At 56.8% G+C, this 16,578-nt stretch carries 13 protein-coding genes and 1 tRNA gene; 7 read left to right on the top strand and 7 right to left on the bottom strand.

Annotation, left to right across the window (positions count from 1 at the left end):
- Positions 1 to 21: 21 nt before the first annotated feature.
- The gene (gene murI, locus OZX70_RS06790; protein ID WP_277180149.1) at positions 22 to 798 is read right to left on the bottom strand and encodes a glutamate racemase; all 777 of its coding nucleotides are present in this window, start codon (positions 796 to 798) and stop codon (positions 22 to 24) included.
- A 207-nt stretch (positions 799 to 1,005) separates the two neighbouring features.
- Here murI and dapF point away from each other — a divergent pair, with 207 nt between their 5' ends.
- Positions 1,006 to 1,905 carry a diaminopimelate epimerase gene (gene dapF, locus OZX70_RS06785; protein ID WP_277180147.1) on the top strand — a complete coding sequence of 300 codons (900 nt, stop codon included), beginning with the start codon at positions 1,006 to 1,008 and terminating at the stop codon, positions 1,903 to 1,905.
- A 69-nt stretch (positions 1,906 to 1,974) separates the two neighbouring features.
- Here dapF and OZX70_RS06780 read toward each other — a convergent pair whose 3' ends face one another.
- Complete coding sequence (locus OZX70_RS06780; protein ID WP_277182150.1) at positions 1,975 to 2,649, bottom strand: vitamin K epoxide reductase family protein; 675 nt, start codon at positions 2,647 to 2,649, stop codon at positions 1,975 to 1,977.
- A gap of 104 nt (positions 2,650 to 2,753) precedes the next feature.
- Here OZX70_RS06780 and OZX70_RS06775 point away from each other — a divergent pair, with 104 nt between their 5' ends.
- Positions 2,754 to 3,638, top strand: coding sequence for a PHP domain-containing protein (locus OZX70_RS06775; protein ID WP_277180145.1), 885 nt, complete (start codon positions 2,754 to 2,756; stop codon positions 3,636 to 3,638).
- A gap of 195 nt (positions 3,639 to 3,833) precedes the next feature.
- Here OZX70_RS06775 and OZX70_RS06770 read toward each other — a convergent pair whose 3' ends face one another.
- Positions 3,834 to 4,058, bottom strand: a complete 225-nt coding sequence (locus OZX70_RS06770; protein WP_277180143.1) for a DUF3107 domain-containing protein — start codon at positions 4,056 to 4,058, stop codon at positions 3,834 to 3,836.
- Between the two features lie 110 nt (positions 4,059 to 4,168).
- A complete protein-coding gene (locus tag OZX70_RS06765; protein WP_277182149.1) occupies positions 4,169 to 5,854 on the bottom strand; it encodes a phosphotransferase in 1,686 nt (561 codons plus the stop codon).
- Positions 5,855 to 5,966: 112 nt separating this feature from the next.
- Between OZX70_RS06765 and OZX70_RS06760 the strand changes: the two genes are divergently transcribed.
- Positions 5,967 to 7,472, top strand: coding sequence for an ATP-dependent helicase (locus OZX70_RS06760; RefSeq protein ID WP_277180141.1), 1,506 nt, complete (start codon positions 5,967 to 5,969; stop codon positions 7,470 to 7,472).
- A 124-nt stretch (positions 7,473 to 7,596) separates the two neighbouring features.
- On the opposite strand, the gene OZX70_RS06755 is transcribed toward OZX70_RS06760, so the two are convergent.
- Positions 7,597 to 9,237, bottom strand: coding sequence for a zinc-dependent metalloprotease (locus OZX70_RS06755; RefSeq protein WP_277180139.1), 1,641 nt, complete (start codon positions 9,235 to 9,237; stop codon positions 7,597 to 7,599).
- A gap of 216 nt (positions 9,238 to 9,453) precedes the next feature.
- Here OZX70_RS06755 and OZX70_RS06750 point away from each other — a divergent pair, with 216 nt between their 5' ends.
- Both OZX70_RS06750 and OZX70_RS06745 read left to right on the top strand, forming a co-directional pair.
- A complete protein-coding gene (locus OZX70_RS06750) occupies positions 9,454 to 10,515 on the top strand; it encodes a S16 family serine protease (protein ID WP_277180137.1) in 1,062 nt (353 codons plus the stop codon).
- A gap of 173 nt (positions 10,516 to 10,688) precedes the next feature.
- On the top strand, positions 10,689 to 11,105 hold the full coding sequence (locus tag OZX70_RS06745) for a DUF3052 domain-containing protein (protein WP_277180135.1): 417 nt from the start codon (positions 10,689 to 10,691) through the stop codon (positions 11,103 to 11,105).
- 85 nt (positions 11,106 to 11,190) lie between these two features.
- Here OZX70_RS06745 and glyA read toward each other — a convergent pair whose 3' ends face one another.
- Both glyA and OZX70_RS06735 read right to left on the bottom strand, forming a co-directional pair.
- Entirely contained in the window at positions 11,191 to 12,510 is a 1,320-nt protein-coding gene (glyA, locus tag OZX70_RS06740; protein WP_277180133.1) for a serine hydroxymethyltransferase, read from the bottom strand.
- Between the two features lie 242 nt (positions 12,511 to 12,752).
- Positions 12,753 to 12,826 (bottom strand) — tRNA-Val (locus OZX70_RS06735).
- Between the two features lie 405 nt (positions 12,827 to 13,231).
- Here OZX70_RS06735 and OZX70_RS06730 point away from each other — a divergent pair.
- Together OZX70_RS06730 and OZX70_RS06725 are read left to right on the top strand one after the other, a co-directional pair.
- Positions 13,232 to 14,599: a DivIVA domain-containing protein gene (locus tag OZX70_RS06730; RefSeq protein ID WP_277180131.1), complete on the top strand. Its 1,368-nt coding sequence runs from the start codon at positions 13,232 to 13,234 to the stop codon at positions 14,597 to 14,599.
- A gap of 135 nt (positions 14,600 to 14,734) precedes the next feature.
- Positions 14,735 to 16,372 (top strand): alpha/beta hydrolase, encoded by a 1,638-nt coding sequence (locus OZX70_RS06725; protein WP_277182148.1) that lies wholly within the window; start codon positions 14,735 to 14,737, stop codon positions 16,370 to 16,372.
- Positions 16,373 to 16,578: the final 206 nt, after the last annotated feature.

Raw genomic sequence — 16,578 nt, 5'->3', positions numbered from 1 at the left:
GAAGCACGGTTTCGCTGGTTGTCAGGAGTTGAGGCGCTTGGCGGCCAAAGCGGCCATACTCTCGCTTTTGTCCGAGTTTTCCAGCGTAACGCTGCCTTTGGCGTCTAGGGTAGCCAGTTTGTCGGAGGCGTCGAGCAGGTCGTGCAGATGGCGGGCAGTGCCTTCGTTGCCGTCGATGATGGCGGTGGAGGCCGGAAGCAGCTCGCGGAAATAGTCGCGGTAAAAAACGAAATGCGTGCAACCGAGCACCACGGAGTCGATGGTGTCGAGATCATAACTGTCGAAATAACGATGCAACGTGTGCATCACGAGGTCGTGATCCTCGAGCTGGTCGTGTTCCACGATTTCCACCAGATCGGGGCAGGGCTGGCGGTAGATGGTGTTGGTGGCGCTGAAACGCTGCATCAACGCCGTGAATTTCCTTTCGCGAAGCGTCAGTGGAGTGGCAGCCACGATGACCCGTTGAGGTTCCCCGTGTCCCCTGTCACAAGCTACTTTCAGTGCCGGTTCCATGCTGATGATGGGTAGATCATAAGTCGCGCGAAGGTCATTGACGGCGGCCGAGGTGGCGGTGTTGCAGGCGATGACGATGGCTTTGACACCCATGGTGATGAATCGCTCGACGATGGCGAACGAGAGCTTGCGCACCTCTTCCGGGGTCTTGGTGCCGTATGGTGCGTTGGCGGAGTCTCCGAAATAGATGATGCGCTCATTCGGCATCTCCTTGCGGATTTCACGCACGACAGAGATGCCGCCCAGCCCCGAATCGAACACACCAATGGGAGCGTTTAATGCCATGCCGTCCTCTTTCAGCGCGATTTTCAACCAATCTGATTGTAAGCCTAGCGATTTTGCCGTTGCCTCGCAGTGCTTCGCTTGAACATCCACACGATAGCCCAACTACCCCGAGTGCAGCGATGGCGTTTTGACTCGTAATCTCAAAAATTATTAGCTCGTGGCTCGGGTTCGCGGCATGAGGTGCGGGAGCAGGTAGACTGGTTTCTTATGAGTCTTCCGCAATTCGTTTATAAAGGTCACGGTACCGGCAATGATTTCATCCTCTACATCGACCGTGACGGCAAGCTTGAGCCGACCGCCGACGAGGTTCGCCATATCTGCGACCGTCATTTCGGCATTGGTGCCGACGGTCTTATTCGCTTGACCAGGCCGGAATATGTCGGTGACCTTTCGGCCGGTCAGATAGCTCTTTGCCGTGACGGCGGGGCCGAATGGTTCATGGATTACCGCAATGCCGACGGAACACTCGCAGAGATGTGCGGCAACGGGACCCGAGTGACCACATTGCTCGCCCAACGTGCCTTCATAGCGGAGGCTCCCGGTGGCGCGCCTTTCAAGCTCGGTACAAGAGCGGGGGTCAAGACCCTGCGCTCTCTGGGAGCACTTGAGCCTTATGGTCAAGATGTGTTCCAAGTGAGCCTTGGTGCTGGCAAGATCGGGGCTCTGGATACCTTCAAGGTTACGATTCCCGGTACGGCCGGCGAGGCTGCTGGAACGTTTGTCGATATGGGCAATCCCCATGTCGTCTCCGTCTTGGAAGACGGAAAAGCCACACTGCCGGCTGTAGAGAACCTGAATTTGACTGTCAAGCCGATGGTAAGTCCCGCGCTTGAGACCGATCAAAACGCCGAATTCGTGCGTATCGACGAGTGTGATAAGGCCACTAATATGGGCCGTGCCACGATGCGTGTTAACGAGCGCGGTTGCGGGGAGACGCTTTCCTGCGGTACCGGCCTGGGTGCCACGGCGGTGACGTTGTGTGCGAAAACCGGTGTGAGCCGTTGGGACATCTCAGTACGTGGAGGATTGCTGCGGGTCGATGTGAGCGATGATGACGTGCAGCTTACCGGTGCCGCGGTCATCGTGGCAAAAGTGGAACTGTTGTAAGAAACCCGCATATCCGTCTATCGTGACGAACATGCGGGTTCCTGATACCTGATAAAGGCTTGAAAACGCTCAGGCGAAGATCGCGGCGCCTTCCTTGACGAAGATGAGCGCGATGATCGCGAAGATCCAGACGATGTCGACCATCCAGTCGTAACGCATGCGATAGTAGGTATTGAGGCCCTTACGCCAATGCTTGCGCGGGATTTTCTGTACCGTTACCGTGGCATGCGTCAGCCCCATGAACATGAACGTGGTGGCGAACATCATGGTCATGCACCAAGGGCAGAGCGCCTTGATGACGAACATGGACTGGCTCATCAGCCAATAGGCGTAGCTGATTGCAGTGACTCCGCCGATCCAGGCGGCTGCCGAGAACCAGTAGGGAAGTTTGACGTTGCAGGCGCCGACCACGGCGACAGTGACGAAGACCGAATAGAAGCAGATGCCGAAGAACGCGTTCGGGAAGCTCAGGCCTCCGAACTTGATGATTTCGGCCTGCCAGGATTCTGCGACGGTGGAGCAGGAAAGCACGGAGTTCACATCGCAGCCCAACGCCTTGTTGGGGTTACGGGCGAGCTTCAGGGTATCTGCGGCCAGCATCAGCGAGGCGAACAGACCGATGCCTGCTCCCAGGCACATCACCCCGTAGTTCCAGATGGGTCCGTGGAAGAATCCTGTGGGTTCGCGGTTGTCGCTCAATTCGGGAGGCAGTTGGCCGTTGAAGTCTTTCGACGCACTTTCCATGTTCCTCACGGCTGCAGCGCTGTGTTTAGTCGGCATGCATATCCCTGCTTTCTTTTCCCCTAACATTTCATCGGCTGTCAGGCTCATAGGCCTACGATAGGTCTATGACTAGCGACAAATATAACGATTGCGGTCCGGCACTCGGCTGGGACCTTCACTGTCATACGGTCTTTTCCGATGGTACCAAGACCCCTGCCGAACTTGTCGACCTGGCATGCGCAAATGGCCTGCATGGTGTTGCAATCACAGACCATGATACCACCGCAGGTTGGGCGGATGCTCAAAAAGCCGCCGAGAGTTGCGGTCTTCCGTTGCTGCGTGGCAGCGAGATCACCGCACAGGACCATCATGTTTCGGTGCACATGCTCGCCTACCAATATGACCCCGAAAATGAGGGTATTGTGGACCTGTTTCGTTCCACTCGTGAGGCTCGCGTCGAGCGGGCGAAGCGTATGGTGTCGCTGTTGTCGAAGGACTTTCCCATCACGTGGGACGATGTGATGGGTCAAACCAAAAAGGGCGATGAGACGACGGTGGGCAGGCCGCATATGGCCGATGCATTGGTGACGGCTGGGTTCTATCGCACGCGTTCCGAGGCCTTTGCCGGAGCCATTTCATCCTCGAGTAAGTATTACATACCGACCCCTTCGCCGAGTGCTTTGCAAGTCGTTGAGGTGGTCGAGCAGGCAGGCGGAGTGAGTGTGGTCGCCCATCCGGCGGATTACAGCCGCAACAGGGTGTTGCTTTCTGACGAGCAGATTGGAAGGCTGGCCGATGCGGGGCTTGGTGGACTTGAGGTCTGGCATCGCGGCAACGGCACCGAAGATCGCGAACGTCTCTCGGGACTCGCTCGCAAGTTTGGCCTGTTGGTCACCGGAGGCTCGGATTGGCACGGTGACGGCAAACCCAACAAGTTGGGGGAGAATTTGACTGCCGACGATGTCGTAGCGCAAATCGTTGAGCGCGGGACCATCGGGCTGGTTTCCTGAACTTAGAAATGACGATAGGCAGTAGTTCTTAAGGTGCCTATCAGCCGGAAACGTAGCCGGTAGTAGAGGTTTCATAGTCAAGAAAATAGGCTTAAGAAAAGAAAATGCCCAGTTTGTGACATGTGTCACAAAAGACTGGGCGTTACTTGGAAATATTATTCCACAGGCGTAATTATAAACCTGTGGTTGTTTTGCCTAAAGAGCTCCGAAGCCGACGGCGTGCTTCGTTTCCGAGCCGACGATGGCATAGCCCAAGGCACCGGCCGGCACCATGATATGACGGTCTTTGTCGTCCACCAGATCGATAGGCTCGCCTTGCGTCACCGCGTTCGAAATGGCCTTGCTAACTTCATCGGCGCTTTGCTCGGTCGTGAAATTGACCGGACGTGCCACGTTCTGAATTCCGAGTTCGACATCCATGTGTAATCTCTTTCCTTTAGGAATTATTCTTAGGTTTTATTCTGCCCGAAGGCTGGTCATTACGCTTCTGGCTATGATTCTCATGCTTGTCCATTGGCTGGAGAATGAAGTCAATCGGCATCTTCCTTTTCTGGCTTTTCGGCTGCGTCATCCAGTTCTTTGGCTACATCCGATTCCGAGACATCCCCATCGGTCTGGCCGTCTTGAGCCTCGATGTCGGTTCTTGATGTCTCGCGCTCTTTATCGGCCTTTTCTTCGACTTCCTCAAGTCCCAGCTGAGCGTCATGCAAGGCCTGCTGTTCCTGTTCCAGCAAGGGAATGAGAGCCGTGGGCGCATCGTGGTCGACATCGCTCGTCTTTGCCGCTCCGTTGTAGATGTCGTCTTCCTCTGAATACTGGGCATGCCACGAAACCTTGGCTTCCCCCGTTTCGTCCTTCTTGTCTTCTTCCAGGGCCTCGGCGCCGTGCTTGTCTTTGGCACTTTCGGCATCGGCATCGTCATCATCGAGAAAATCAGGGTTTTTCTCGGTTTCGCTCAACGTTATCGTGGCGGAAGATGAAGGATCGGGCATGTCGGGGTAGAGCGGCTTGGATTGTTTGGCTGGTTTCTGTTTGTCGTCGGTCCGGTCATCGTCCTCGTTGAACGAGTGCGAACGTGAGGGGCTGAAACGTACCGGATGGTCGGCAGTGCTGTCGCTGGACTCGACAAGTTTGGTGACTTCGGCGGAACCGGTTTTGTCGCTTTCCCCAGTCTCATCGTCTTCCTGGCTTAAAGGATGCCCCGAATTCTGGCGTTTGGCTGCGGGAGAATTTTTATCGTCTTTTGGCGGGACAACGGCCGAGGCCGCTGTGGCGGCACCTGCGGCCTTGTTGGCCACGACGGTCAACTGATGAGCCAAATGCTCGACCTGTGCCTTGAACTGCAAAATCCTGGTGTTGTCTGCGCGGCCGAGCGCCTCGATGAAATCACCCACCTGCTCCATCTGCAGCCACAGATTGGCGCGGAGGAGGATGAGGTCATCCACACGCGAACCCATCATCCCACCGTAGGCATTCATCAATGCATTGCGATGAGCTTCATCCATTTTTGCAAACATCCATGCCAGGTCGCGCGCAGGGTCGTTAATCTGCATATCCTGCCAGTTGCGAACTTGCGTGATGGTGGAACCGGCGAAGAGAAAATCACCGTCCGCAAAGCCCCCGTGGGTTAGCATGGTGGAGAAGGACCAAAGGCCTTCTGTCTCGATGATTTTCGCCCAGCTGGAAGTGATGGCGGGCGGCACATGACCGGCCTGTTGCAGACGTTTGATCCAGCCTGTCAGCTGGGCCCGAATCTGGCCGGTGGTGAACGCCGGATATTTCGCTTCCGTCAAGAAATCAGTGCGCTGCCGGTGAATGGCGCCGATGGCCGTGCCAACGCTTGCGGCGTCCTGAATGGTCAACAAATCAAGTTGGCGCGCTTCGCCTTCCACATGCGGGCCAACCAGTACCGAATTCTTGCCGGTCGGGCTGCCGGTTCCCGCCGCGCTGAACGCCAGTGCGCGGTCCACGGCGAAGCCGAGCCCGCTCATTTCATGGGATTTGGCCAGTACTTTCGCGGCTTTGGCGCGCGCCGCAAGAAGCTTTTTACCTTTTGCCTCGCTGGAAACGAATACATCGTACTGCCGTCCTGCGGTATCCTGCACCACGGCGTAATCGATACCGACGGCATTGTCGGCGTTGTCGCTGCGGTTGTGTTCGCACACACCGGCCATGGAGGTCTCCGGCATGGCGGCCGAGGCGAGCGCCGCCAGCATAAACTTGCTTCGTAAAGTCACATCTACCAGATTAATACACCCCTATGTCCTAGAGTTTGTGGGCTTTCAAGGGATTGGCCGACTATCGGGTGTGGCTGGCACAATGAGGAATATGACCACCATTGATGCCGAGACGATGCTCGAGGGGCTTGACGACGCCCAGCGTGCCGCCGCCACCGCCCTTGACGGTCCGGTTCGCATCATTGCGGGAGCCGGCGCGGGCAAGACGCGAACCGTCACGCGGCGAATCGCCTATGCATGCGCGAAAGGCGAGTGGGACCCAAGCCTTGCGCTCGCGGTCACTTTTTCGGTGAAGGCGGCCGACGAGATGAAGCAGCGTCTGGTGGCGCTTGGCGTGGGGGATAAGGTCACCGCCGCCACCTTCCATTCCGCCGCATTGCACCAGTTGCGTCGAGTTTGGTACGACGTCAGCGTCGCTCCGTTTCCGCATGTCATCGAGGACTCGCAGGAAATCATGGCTCGGGCGCTCAAGCGCGCCACAGGAACCGATGAATACGACGGCATTGCCAGGCGCAATCTGCTTGCTGAAATCAACTGGGCGAAGGTCTCGCTGATTGCTCCGGAGGATTACGTTCGGGTCTGCGCGGCCACCCATCGCGTTCCTCCCGCCGAACTTGACCCGCAACGGTTCACGGACGTCTATACGGCCTATGAGCAGGAAAAGACCTCGCGCGGCGAGATGGATTTCAACGATATCCTGTTGCTAGACTGCCATGTGCTCGAGGCCTTCGACGAGCAGGCCGAGCAGATTCGGCAGTCGGTCGGCTGGCTCACCGTCGACGAATACCAGGACGTCTCGCCCCTGCAACACCGTCTGATGGACCTGTGGTTGGGAAGCGACAACCGTAACGTTTGCGTAGTCGGAGACCCGGCCCAGACGATTTATTCCTTCGCCGGGGCTTCGAGCTACGACCTGCTTAATTTCGCGGGGGAGTTCGGCAAGTTGAGCGTCGACATCAATCTCAATACCGATTACCGTTCCACCCCTCAGGTCGTTTCGATGGCCAATCGCGTGCTGGCCGCCGCGCCTGACCGCGATCAGTATTTGCGCCTGATCTCCGCAAGGAGCAAAGGCGAAGGCATGCGGGTAGTCAAAACCGCGTATGAAAGCGACGAGCAAGAGGCACAGGGCGTGGCCAAACGCATCGCCCAATTTGTCACCGAGGGTGCGAAACCCTCGGAATGTGCGGTTTTGACGCGGCTCAACGCCCAACAGCAGGTGGTCTGCAAGGCCCTGAAAGCGCAGGGAATCGCGTACCGAACCCGTCGCGATGCCAGCGGGCAGGACACGGTGCTGGAAGACAATAACGAAAGCCGGCGCGAAGCCTTGGAAATACTTGCCAGCCGACGTGAGCCCGGTGTCATGATTTCCTCGATTCACGCCGCGAAAGGTCTGGAATTCAAACACGTCTTCATCATCGGTTGTTCGGAAGGCCTCTTGCCATACGGTTCCCCAGCACCGGGGGACGCCTTGGAAGAGGAACGTCGCCTCTTTTATGTGGCCGTCACCCGTGCCGAAGACTCGCTGCATCTTTCCTACGCCCGCAGCAAGGACGGAGCCTCGACCTTTTCGCGCACCCCGAGTCGTTTCTGGTAATGCTCGATGATACTGGAGTGACGATGATGCTGAAATAATAAGAAAGGCCGGTACCGACTTTTGATAAGTCGGTACCGGCCTTTTCCGTTGCAGTTATATCGTTTGTTGGATTTCAGGCGTGACTTCAGCTTTGTGATTTGTCGCTGTCATTGGGTTCATTGCCATCGGTTTTGCCGGGTGTGTTATCGCCTGCATCGGGCTTCTCTGAATCATCGGGTTTCTCTGAATCACCGGGTTTCGATGACGAATTGGTATCTTTCTCGTCTGCATCATCGTCGCCTTGGGCGTCAAGCAATTTTTCGAGTTCAGCATCCCAGTCGATGCTGTGCTTGGACGATGAGGTGTCACTGCCGTCGGCGGCGAACGTGGTGATGTTCGCGTCAGGGTTTGTATTACTGTCAGACTCGGAGGTTTCCGGCTTCTCGACTTCGGCTTTTTCGCCATCGATATCCGGCAACTTCGGCAACAGATCTGGGTGCGACCACTTCTCGTCGCGAGCCTGGTCTCCTTCTTGGGCACCGATCCTCTCCCAGATGTCGGCCGCCTCGCGCATGCGCTTCGGGCGCAGTTCCATGCCAAGCAGGCTCTCGAAGGTGCGTTCTGCAGGGCCGCCCACCGCGCGCTCACGGCGCAGCATCTCACGCAGCTGTTCGATATGCGGGATATGGGCCACTCCAGCTTTCCATGTCACGGCATCGACCCATCCTTCGACCAATGCCAGCAGCGTTTCGAGGCTTTCGAGCGCCTCTTTCTGCTCGGGAGTGTCCGCGATGCCGACCTTGGTCAGATCAACGGCACCGGAAATCGAATCAGGATCCATCGAAGTCGCGTCGCGCAATTGCTCTTCCATCGCGTCCAGATCGATGTTGATGCCGCGCGCATACTTGCCAATCAACGCCTCGAAACGGGGCATGAGCCACGGCACGTGCGCGAAGAGACGGGCATGCGCCACCTCCTCAAGTGCGAGGAACGCAAGCACTTCAGACTGGTCGATTTCCAACGTTTTGGCATACTCAATCGAGTTTTGGGCAATCAAAGCCCCGGCGGGGTTCTTCTGCAAGGCGATGCCCTGATCGAAACTGCCGCGCACCTCGTGGGAAAGCTGGCCTGCGGCGTGCCCGAGCTGCGTCGAGAAAGCGGTGTTGCCGAGAATCTTGATGAGATTGGCAGGGTCTTTCATATTGTCGGGAATCGGCACAGGAATCGGGCCGGCGAAAACGCCTGCGATTTCGCCGTTACCAAACGCGTCGCCGAAACGTTGGGAAACGACGCTGGAAAGCGCGTCGCTCATCGATTGCTCGACCGGGCTGGCGAATTTCGCCCAGGAATCGACGGTCGCATTCACCCAGTCGGCGCGTGTGAACACCTGTGGCTCACCCGGGGCCGGATCGATGCTGCTGGCCGTGTCAAGCCAAAGGTTCGCCTCGCTCATCGCCTGTCGCACGGCTTCGCCTTCGCTCGCGGTGACAGTCTGTTCACTGCCCTCGTCGTTGGCGATGGCCAAAGCCAGGGAAGTCGCCAGTTTCACGTTGACCGGTCCTTGGTCGGCGCTTTGCTGCATGTCGCCCATCGTGTTGAGCCCGCTGGTGGTGAATGCGTTCATCAGTGCCTTTACTTCAGCGGGTTTGGGCAGCTTGGAAGGATCCTGGCCAAGGAGCTGGTCTTTGACCGCGTCGGGCAGCGCGCTCAGCTGCTGGAAGGCCATGTCGCCTTGAACCTGACCGAAGCAATCGATCAGCCATTGGTGAATCGCGTTTTCGTCCATCGGTATCGTCCTTTATCTTGAAGTCCCACTAGTAATATAGCGTCCGTATGTTGATTCCATATTATGGTCTTCTATGGTCTTATCGGCGCAATCTTCCGCTGGCGACGAGATTGCGGCAAAGTCGGGAATATGCTGCGAGTCCGGCGATATTTCGTTCTTTTGCTGCCATGTTTGGTTGATGCGTTGCGTCTGGGCGAGGCACCATACTGGTAGACTATGGCACGCAGCAATCAGGACCAACGGTATTCGGGCGATCAAACGCCGATATCACCGGCCGGCAAGGGCATGGCGGATTCTTCGTCTTACGGCAATGTTGATTTCAATAGCATTATCGGCGCTTCCAAAACGGAGAGTAGCGCCACCGAAACCAGCGAAAGCACGAGCAAAACCGACGGGGATTCTGTTTTCGATGTCATTGCCGAAGGTGGGCAGACGGCCATTGCCGATCGTGGCCATTATGGAATCTGGCATCGCTTCACCCGCTACTGGTCACGTCATTCGCTGCGATATTTTGCGGGGCTTATCTGTGCGGTGCTGTGTTTTCTGGTATTGCTGCTCCCGAGCCCCTACGTCATCGAAACGCCCGGCCCTACCCAGGACGTGCTGGGCAAAGCGGACAGCAAAGAGGTCATCGCCATCACCGGCGCGACCACGCACAAAAGCCGGGGCAAATTGCTCCTGTTGACCGTCAACGCGCAAGGTGTGCCAGGTTCGCCCGTGCCTGGCATCCAGACTTTGATCGCTTGGCTTGATCCGAATCAACAGGTGATGCCCAAGGAAGCCGTGTTCCCGATTGGACAGAATTCGCAGGAATATAAAAAGACCTCCGCTAAGGAGATGACTGGTTCACAGGACTCCGCCACCGCCGCGGCGCTCGCCTTTGCCCAAAAACACAAGATAGCGGGGGCCAAAACCGCCAAAATCGAAATGCATGTCGATGATATCGGTGGTCCGTCTGCCGGCATGATGTATGCGCTTGGTGTCATTAATAAGCTCACCCCGCAAGATGAAACCGGAGGGAAAACGATAGCCGGCACCGGCACCATCGACAAGAAGGGCCAGGTCGGCAAAATCGGCGGCATCCAGCTGAAAATGCTCGCCGCCAAGCGCGACGGTGCTACTTATTTCCTTGCTCCTGCCTCCAATTGTGACGAGGTGGTAGGGCACGTACCGAACGGCTTGCGTGATGTGAAGGTCTCGACGCTGGAAGAAGCTTATCGCGCTTTGGTTGCCATCGGGCAAAGCAAGGCCGACAACCTTCCACATTGCACGGCTTGATACCTATCCATTCATATCATTTTTTAGCTGTCACCATAACGGCATCAAATGGTTGAAAGCAACATCAAAAATCTGTGAATTGCAAGACGTCCCCCCGTTTGATAGTGCCCGCAATGTGGATACCCCATAGCCTTGTTGCGCGTGCTGTTCCGTATCTTTGCTATATTAGAAGTGTGAATGAAACGGCATCAAAAAACGCTGAAGAGTTCGGTTTCCAAAAAGGCGACATCGTGCAGGAATGGCTGTGGGATGACGACGTGAGTGAATCCACTCGAGAGAAAATCATGGATTTGACCGGTCAGGATCTGGTCGATGAGGATTATGATTCTGCTGTCGATGGCGTCATCATCTGGTGGCGCGACGGCGATGACGAGGACGCCTTGGCCGATACCATCATGGATGCGCATGGGGTCATCGGTGAAGACGGTCCGCTCTGGATTCTTACCCCCAAGCCGGGTCGACCGGGCGCTCCTGCCTCCAATACGGTGCAGTCAGCCGCCAAGACCGCGGGCATGAACGCAGCCACCCCGCTGACGATTTCCGAAGACTGGAATGGCATTCGTCTCCGTGCCTTCGGTAAGGGCCGCTAAAATCAGGTTTTATAACTAGTTATGCTAAAGTCCCCACCGGCGATGAACCGGTGGGGACTTTAGTTATTGGGTTTCAGCTACTGCTTTAGAGACCCGGATAAAGCGGGAAGTCTTCGGTCAGCTTGGTGACGCGGGCGTGCAGTGCCTCGACATCCGCATCCTTGCCTTGAGCGAGGGCGGTGCCGATGATGTCGGCGACCTCTTCGTATTGCGGGGCGGCGAAACCGCGGGTGGCCAGCGCCGAAGTACCGATGCGCAGGCCGGACGCTACGGAAGCCGGACGCGGGTCGAACGGCACGGTGTTGCGGTTGACGGTGATGCCGCATTGCGCCAGCAGGTTTTCGCCGGTCAGCCCGTCCATCTCGCTGTTTCGCAAGTCGACCATGACCAGGTGCACGTCGGTGCCGCCGGTCAGCACGGTAATGCCCTGAGCTTTGACATCATCGGCGTTGAGGCGGTCGGCGAGAATTTTCGCGCCTTCCAACGTGCGCTCCATGCGGTGCTTGAATGCCTCGGTGCCGGCGACCTTGAAGGCAACGGCCTTGGCGGCGATGATGTGCATCAGCGGCCCGCCCTGCTGTCCCGGGAAGACGGCGGAATTGATCTTCTTGCCGTATTCTTTCTTGGCCAGGATAAAGCCGGAACGTGGCCCGCCGAGCGTCTTGTGCGCGGTCGAAGAAACCACGTCGGCGTAGGGGACCGGGCTCGGGTGCAGGCCCGCGGCCACCATACCGGCGAAGTGGGCCATATCGACCCAGAACTTCGCGCCGACCTCATCGGCGATCTCCTTCATCGCCTTGAAGTCCTCGATGCGCGGGTAGGCGCTCCAGCCGCCGATGATGAGCTGCGGGTGGACTTCGAGCGCTCGCTGGCGCACGATTTCGGGATCGATCAGGAAAGTATCAGGATTCACGCCGTAGGATTCGGCGTGATAGAACTTGCCGGAGAAGTTCATCTTGGTGCCGTGGGTCAGGTGGCCGCCATGGTCGAGCGCCAGGCCCAGCACGGTGTCGCCCGGCTTGATGAGCGCCTGATAGACCGCGGCGTTGGCCTGAGCTCCGGAATGAGGCTGCACGTTGGCGAACTCGGCGCCAAAGAGCTCTTTGGCGCGGTTGCGTGCGAGCGTCTCGATGCCATCGACGAATTCGCAGCCGCCGTAGTAGCGGCGTCCGGGGTAGCCTTCCGCGTATTTGTTGGTCAAGACGGAACCCTGCGCGTCCAGAACGGCGCGGGGCACGAAGTTTTCGGAAGCGATCATCTCAAGGCCGTTCTGCTGACGCTTGAGTTCGTCCTGAATCAGCGACGAGATTTCGGGGTCCGCTTGTGCGATGGGTGCATTGAACACGTCCGACGAACTCTGCACGACTGCAGGGTTGGATGTGTCGGCTTTAAATGGTTCAGCCATTTCGAACTCCTTAATACTCGTTAATACTCATGACCTGCCGGAAATTCGGTAGGTTGCTTCCGCTTCGTCGTCCTTATTAAAGGAATGGATTCTACGGATTGCGCAGTCAGGGGGATTTTGCCTCATTGCTGCACAAAATTATTATGCCAGAAAGAAGCCGGAACGCGCCTGGTCTGTTCTATTTATGGACAAACAGCTATCGCAAGAATTGATAATCCGTTAAAAGCAAGGGATTGAGAAGGTGGGCAATAAGGGATTCGAACCCCTGACATCCACCGTGTAAAGGTGGCGCTCTAACCAACTGAGCTAATTGCCCGAAGACCTCGTCTAGCTTACCGCAACCGTTGCCCAGCGGGGTGTCGAGGATAGCGAACATGATTGTTATCCAACGGTTGAAGAAACGTTCTCAAAAGTAAAATAAGAAAGCATTGCCGTAAGGCTTTACGGTATTTTCGCGATGTAGCAGGCATTTTTTCATGGCTGAATCTAATACAACGTAAGAGATAGCAAATGCCTAGCAAATGCAACAAATGTGATGCATCGGGATTGTTTGAGACGTTTTTTTATAATTTGTCTTGAAAGTCGTGCTGCCCTATTTCGTCAAGTAGTATTAAGGTGTGTTATAGAACGTTTGCGATATTTAGGTGAAGGCAATCGTATTGCGTCGTAACGGCCACGTATACTGGCACAGATGCATAGACCACCTCAGGAGGCAGAACTGATGGCTGAAGAGTCGGAGAACAACCAAAGCTCGACAGGAATAGAATATGCGGGGAAGCGTAAGTGGGGATATGACGTTGATCAGGTGAACGATTTCCTGGAGCGCGCCCATGAGATGTATGACAGGAACGATGGAGAACTTACCCAGCAGGACATTCAGAGCGCTGCGTTCACTTTCACCAAGGGTGGCTACGTCATAGCCGAGGTCGACGCTGCGTTGGCTCGTCTCGAGCACGCCGTAGTCGATAAGGAGACGGCCCGTCAGATTGCCGGCAATGGAAGTGTCGCCTGGCAGGCTCGTACCCAGCAGCTTTACAGCATGATTAGCGCCCACGCCAAGCGTAGCCACAGCGACCGCTTCATCCGTGGGGAGAGGAAGCATCCTTCCTACGATGTCAAGCAGGTTGATCGACTGATTGACCAGATCATCACCAAGTCGGCCGACGATTTGGGCGTCAGGTCGATGAGCAGCGACGAGGCCAAGGATCTCGCCGATCTTAATTCGAGTACCGTCGCCAATGTCATCTTCACCCAGCGCAAGGGCAGCCGTGGCTATGACGAGCGTCAGGTCGATTATTACCTTGATGCTTGTGTACAGCTTCTGAGCCGCGTCGAATCGTACGCGCGTATCACCGATTACAACGAAAAGAACGCCGTTGCGGCTGCGGCCGCGCAGCCGGCTGGTGTGCCCGTCGCTGCACCTATGGCCGTTCCGGCAGTTCCGCAGTCGCAGCCTGTTTCTGGAATAAACAATGCTCCTGTGAGCCCCTTGATTAACAGCAATACCACGGCTCCGTTCGCCGATCCGACGGTTCCGTCCGCCCAGACGGCTGCTCCTGCCTACCAGCCCACCGAGCCGACGCAGCCGTTGCAAACAGCTGCCTCATCGACTGCCTTCGATGCGTTCCAGACGAGCACCACGCCAACAACCACTGGTGATTCAGCTGCCACGTCTTCCTCGACGTTTGATTTCAATACCGCGGTTTCCGATACCCCTGCTCCAGCTGCGCCGGTAATCCCGAATTTGCCTGATGGCGTCGGAACATCCAGCGGCACGACCAATGCAACGACTCCCTCGCAAGGCAATACGGACGGCGCCGATGCCAACTCTTCGTTGGCTGCTTTGGCAAATATGGCGAATACCACGCAAAGTGCTTCCAGCGATGCGGAAACAGCGGCCTTTACCCCTGAAATGCCGACCTTCAACACCCCGGTTCAGGGCAATGCGGGCAATACCGATGTGAATACGAATGCGACCAGCAATGCCAATGCCGCTTCGCCGCTCAGCACTCCTGATGTCGACATCCCCGATATCTCGTTCCCCGATTTCGGCGCCCCAAAAAGCGACGACCAGAAGACCGGTGAGTAACGCTTCCACCAGAAGCGTACGCTGTGCCGCGGGTCGTTTATCATGAGCACTGTGTCAAGCGAACTGTCCCCTCAAGCTCAAGCCAAGGCTTCCGCGAATTCTTCCAATACTTCGTGGGGTCTTGGCCGTCGTCTTTTGGTGACCATTCCTATTTTCATCGTGTTATTGGGCATTCTGGTCACCGTCTCCAACCTCACCAGCGTGCCGTGGAAAAGGGAGCCGACGGGCCAGTCGGTATCGACGCTTTCGCCGAACACCGCCGTCACGTTTGACAATCCGCAAGGTGTGCCCTTGGCTCAACGTGATACCTTCAAGGTTTCTTCGCGTACAGTTACGCTGGATATCAAGCGCCCTTCCACCGGCGAGGTGCAACATATTAATGTGCTGATTCGAGCCCCGAAGGACCTGGCAGGCGTGAGTGCAAAGCACCCGGGAGTCGTTTTCATGCACGGCGCGGGCTACGGGACCGCGGAAAACAGTTTCGGCGACGCCGCAGAAGACCTTTCATCAGCGGGGTTTGTCACCGCCGTGCTCGACAAGCCTGTCTGGTCGACCAATGATCTGACCCGCGACTATCCAGGAAGCGCAAAAGCCTACGACCAGGTCGTCCAATATCTGCGCACGCAACGCAACGTTGATCCGGACAAGGTCGGACTTTACGCGACTTCCGAAAGCACATGGATTTCCCCATACGTCATTAAGTATGACAAGCGCATCGCCTTCCAACTCCTGTTGAGCCCGATGGTCTACGGGCCGCGACAGTCTCTGGGATTCTTCGTCGGTCAGGACTTCTCGCTGGTCGGGGCGAACAACGGCTACCAGTCCATCGTCCGCAGGCTTTTCCACGCCGATACCGACATGATGGGACTCCACAACCTTGATTTTCCGATGGATTTGCCGCAAGCCTACGCGGTACCGACCATGGTGGTCTATGGTTCCAAGGACGTCCTGACCGCGCAGGTTGAAGGGCTCGAGCATATTCTCAATTCCGCCCACCGTGCCGGCAACCAGAACGTGACGGTACGCAGCTATTCCGTGGCGAACCACGTTTTGCGACTTGGCGACGAGGCGGACACCGGCACGCCGTTCGCCGACGATTACATCAATGACGTCATTTCCTGGGCCGTGGGCACGACTTCGGGTCTCAAACAGACCAGCGAGCTCGTCGCCGGCACCACCATACGCCAGTCCATCGCGGTGCCGCTGGAGCTCAAGGCGGACCGCAATCTCACCATCTACGGAACCATCGTCAATGTCGGCATGGTGATTTTACTTGCCGTTGCGTTGCTTGTTGCGTTGATTGGCTGCGGCATCAAGGCATTCCGTTTGATTCGCCGCCACCATAACAAGGTGTTCGGTTTCATGCGTGGCTTCGGCAGTGAGCTATTGGCGGTAACGCTCACCACGATGGCCACCTTCGTGCTCTTCGCCGCGGGTCTGGGGCAGGTCATCATGGCCGTCGTGAAGCTCGGCTGGGGCGGGGCGCCTACGGAAAACCCGGGCATGATGCATTGGAGCTGGCCGGTCATCCAGGTGGTTTCGACCTTGGTTGTCTGGGCGTGGGCGCGGATTCTAGCCCGTTGCATCGAAGTCGCACAGGTGCGCGGACTGGCGCAGTTCCCGCCGCGTAAAGGGGCTATCAGTGACGTGGTCAGTGGCCGTGAGCCGGTGTTCGCCTCGAAACGGTTCGGTCGCGTTTTCTTCTGGCTGGTCGCGGCAGCGATGTTCAGTGTTCTGCTGTTTTTCGCATTCTGGGGTTTGTTCATTTTCTAGCGGATGATTCGATTCGCTGCTTGTCGTATGCCATCAAACGATCGCGGTGTCGTTTGCCTGTGGCCGGAATGTGATTTTGTACAAACGGTTGGTTGTTATCTGTTATGTCAATCACATTTGCTAACTTATTATTGTATTTTGTTGTGATGCATCCGGCGGGTGCGTGTGTTTATGATGTGGCGGGCCTGTTTGTGTTGATGCATGTT

Origin of the sequence: Bifidobacterium sp. ESL0732, from assembly GCF_029395535.1 — a bacterium.
Lineage (GTDB): Bacteria > Actinomycetota > Actinomycetes > Actinomycetales > Bifidobacteriaceae > Bifidobacterium.
Note: the sequence above shows the minus strand (reverse complement) of the source record. Positions and strands in the feature narration are given on the sequence as shown.

What these genes read in the sequence shown, in the direction of transcription:
- OZX70_RS06770 (WP_277180143.1), bottom strand. Translation starts at nt 4,058, where the DNA reads ATGGATGTCGAACTCGGAATTCAGAACGTGGCACGTCCGGTCAATTTC.
- OZX70_RS06730 (WP_277180131.1), top strand. Translation starts at nt 13,232, where the DNA reads ATGGCTGAAGAGTCGGAGAACAACCAAAGCTCGACAGGAATAGAATAT.
- OZX70_RS06780 (WP_277182150.1), bottom strand. Translation starts at nt 2,649, where the DNA reads ATGGAAAGTGCGTCGAAAGACTTCAACGGCCAACTGCCTCCCGAATTG.
- dapF (WP_277180147.1), top strand. Translation starts at nt 1,006, where the DNA reads ATGAGTCTTCCGCAATTCGTTTATAAAGGTCACGGTACCGGCAATGAT.
- OZX70_RS06760 (WP_277180141.1), top strand. Translation starts at nt 5,967, where the DNA reads ATGACCACCATTGATGCCGAGACGATGCTCGAGGGGCTTGACGACGCC.
- OZX70_RS06755 (WP_277180139.1), bottom strand. Translation starts at nt 9,237, where the DNA reads ATGGACGAAAACGCGATTCACCAATGGCTGATCGATTGCTTCGGTCAG.
- OZX70_RS06775 (WP_277180145.1), top strand. Translation starts at nt 2,754, where the DNA reads ATGACTAGCGACAAATATAACGATTGCGGTCCGGCACTCGGCTGGGAC.
- glyA (WP_277180133.1), bottom strand. Translation starts at nt 12,510, where the DNA reads ATGGCTGAACCATTTAAAGCCGACACATCCAACCCTGCAGTCGTGCAG.
- murI (WP_277180149.1), bottom strand. Translation starts at nt 798, where the DNA reads ATGGCATTAAACGCTCCCATTGGTGTGTTCGATTCGGGGCTGGGCGGC.
- OZX70_RS06750 (WP_277180137.1), top strand. Translation starts at nt 9,454, where the DNA reads ATGGCACGCAGCAATCAGGACCAACGGTATTCGGGCGATCAAACGCCG.
- OZX70_RS06765 (WP_277182149.1), bottom strand. Translation starts at nt 5,854, where the DNA reads ATGCTGGCGGCGCTCGCCTCGGCCGCCATGCCGGAGACCTCCATGGCC.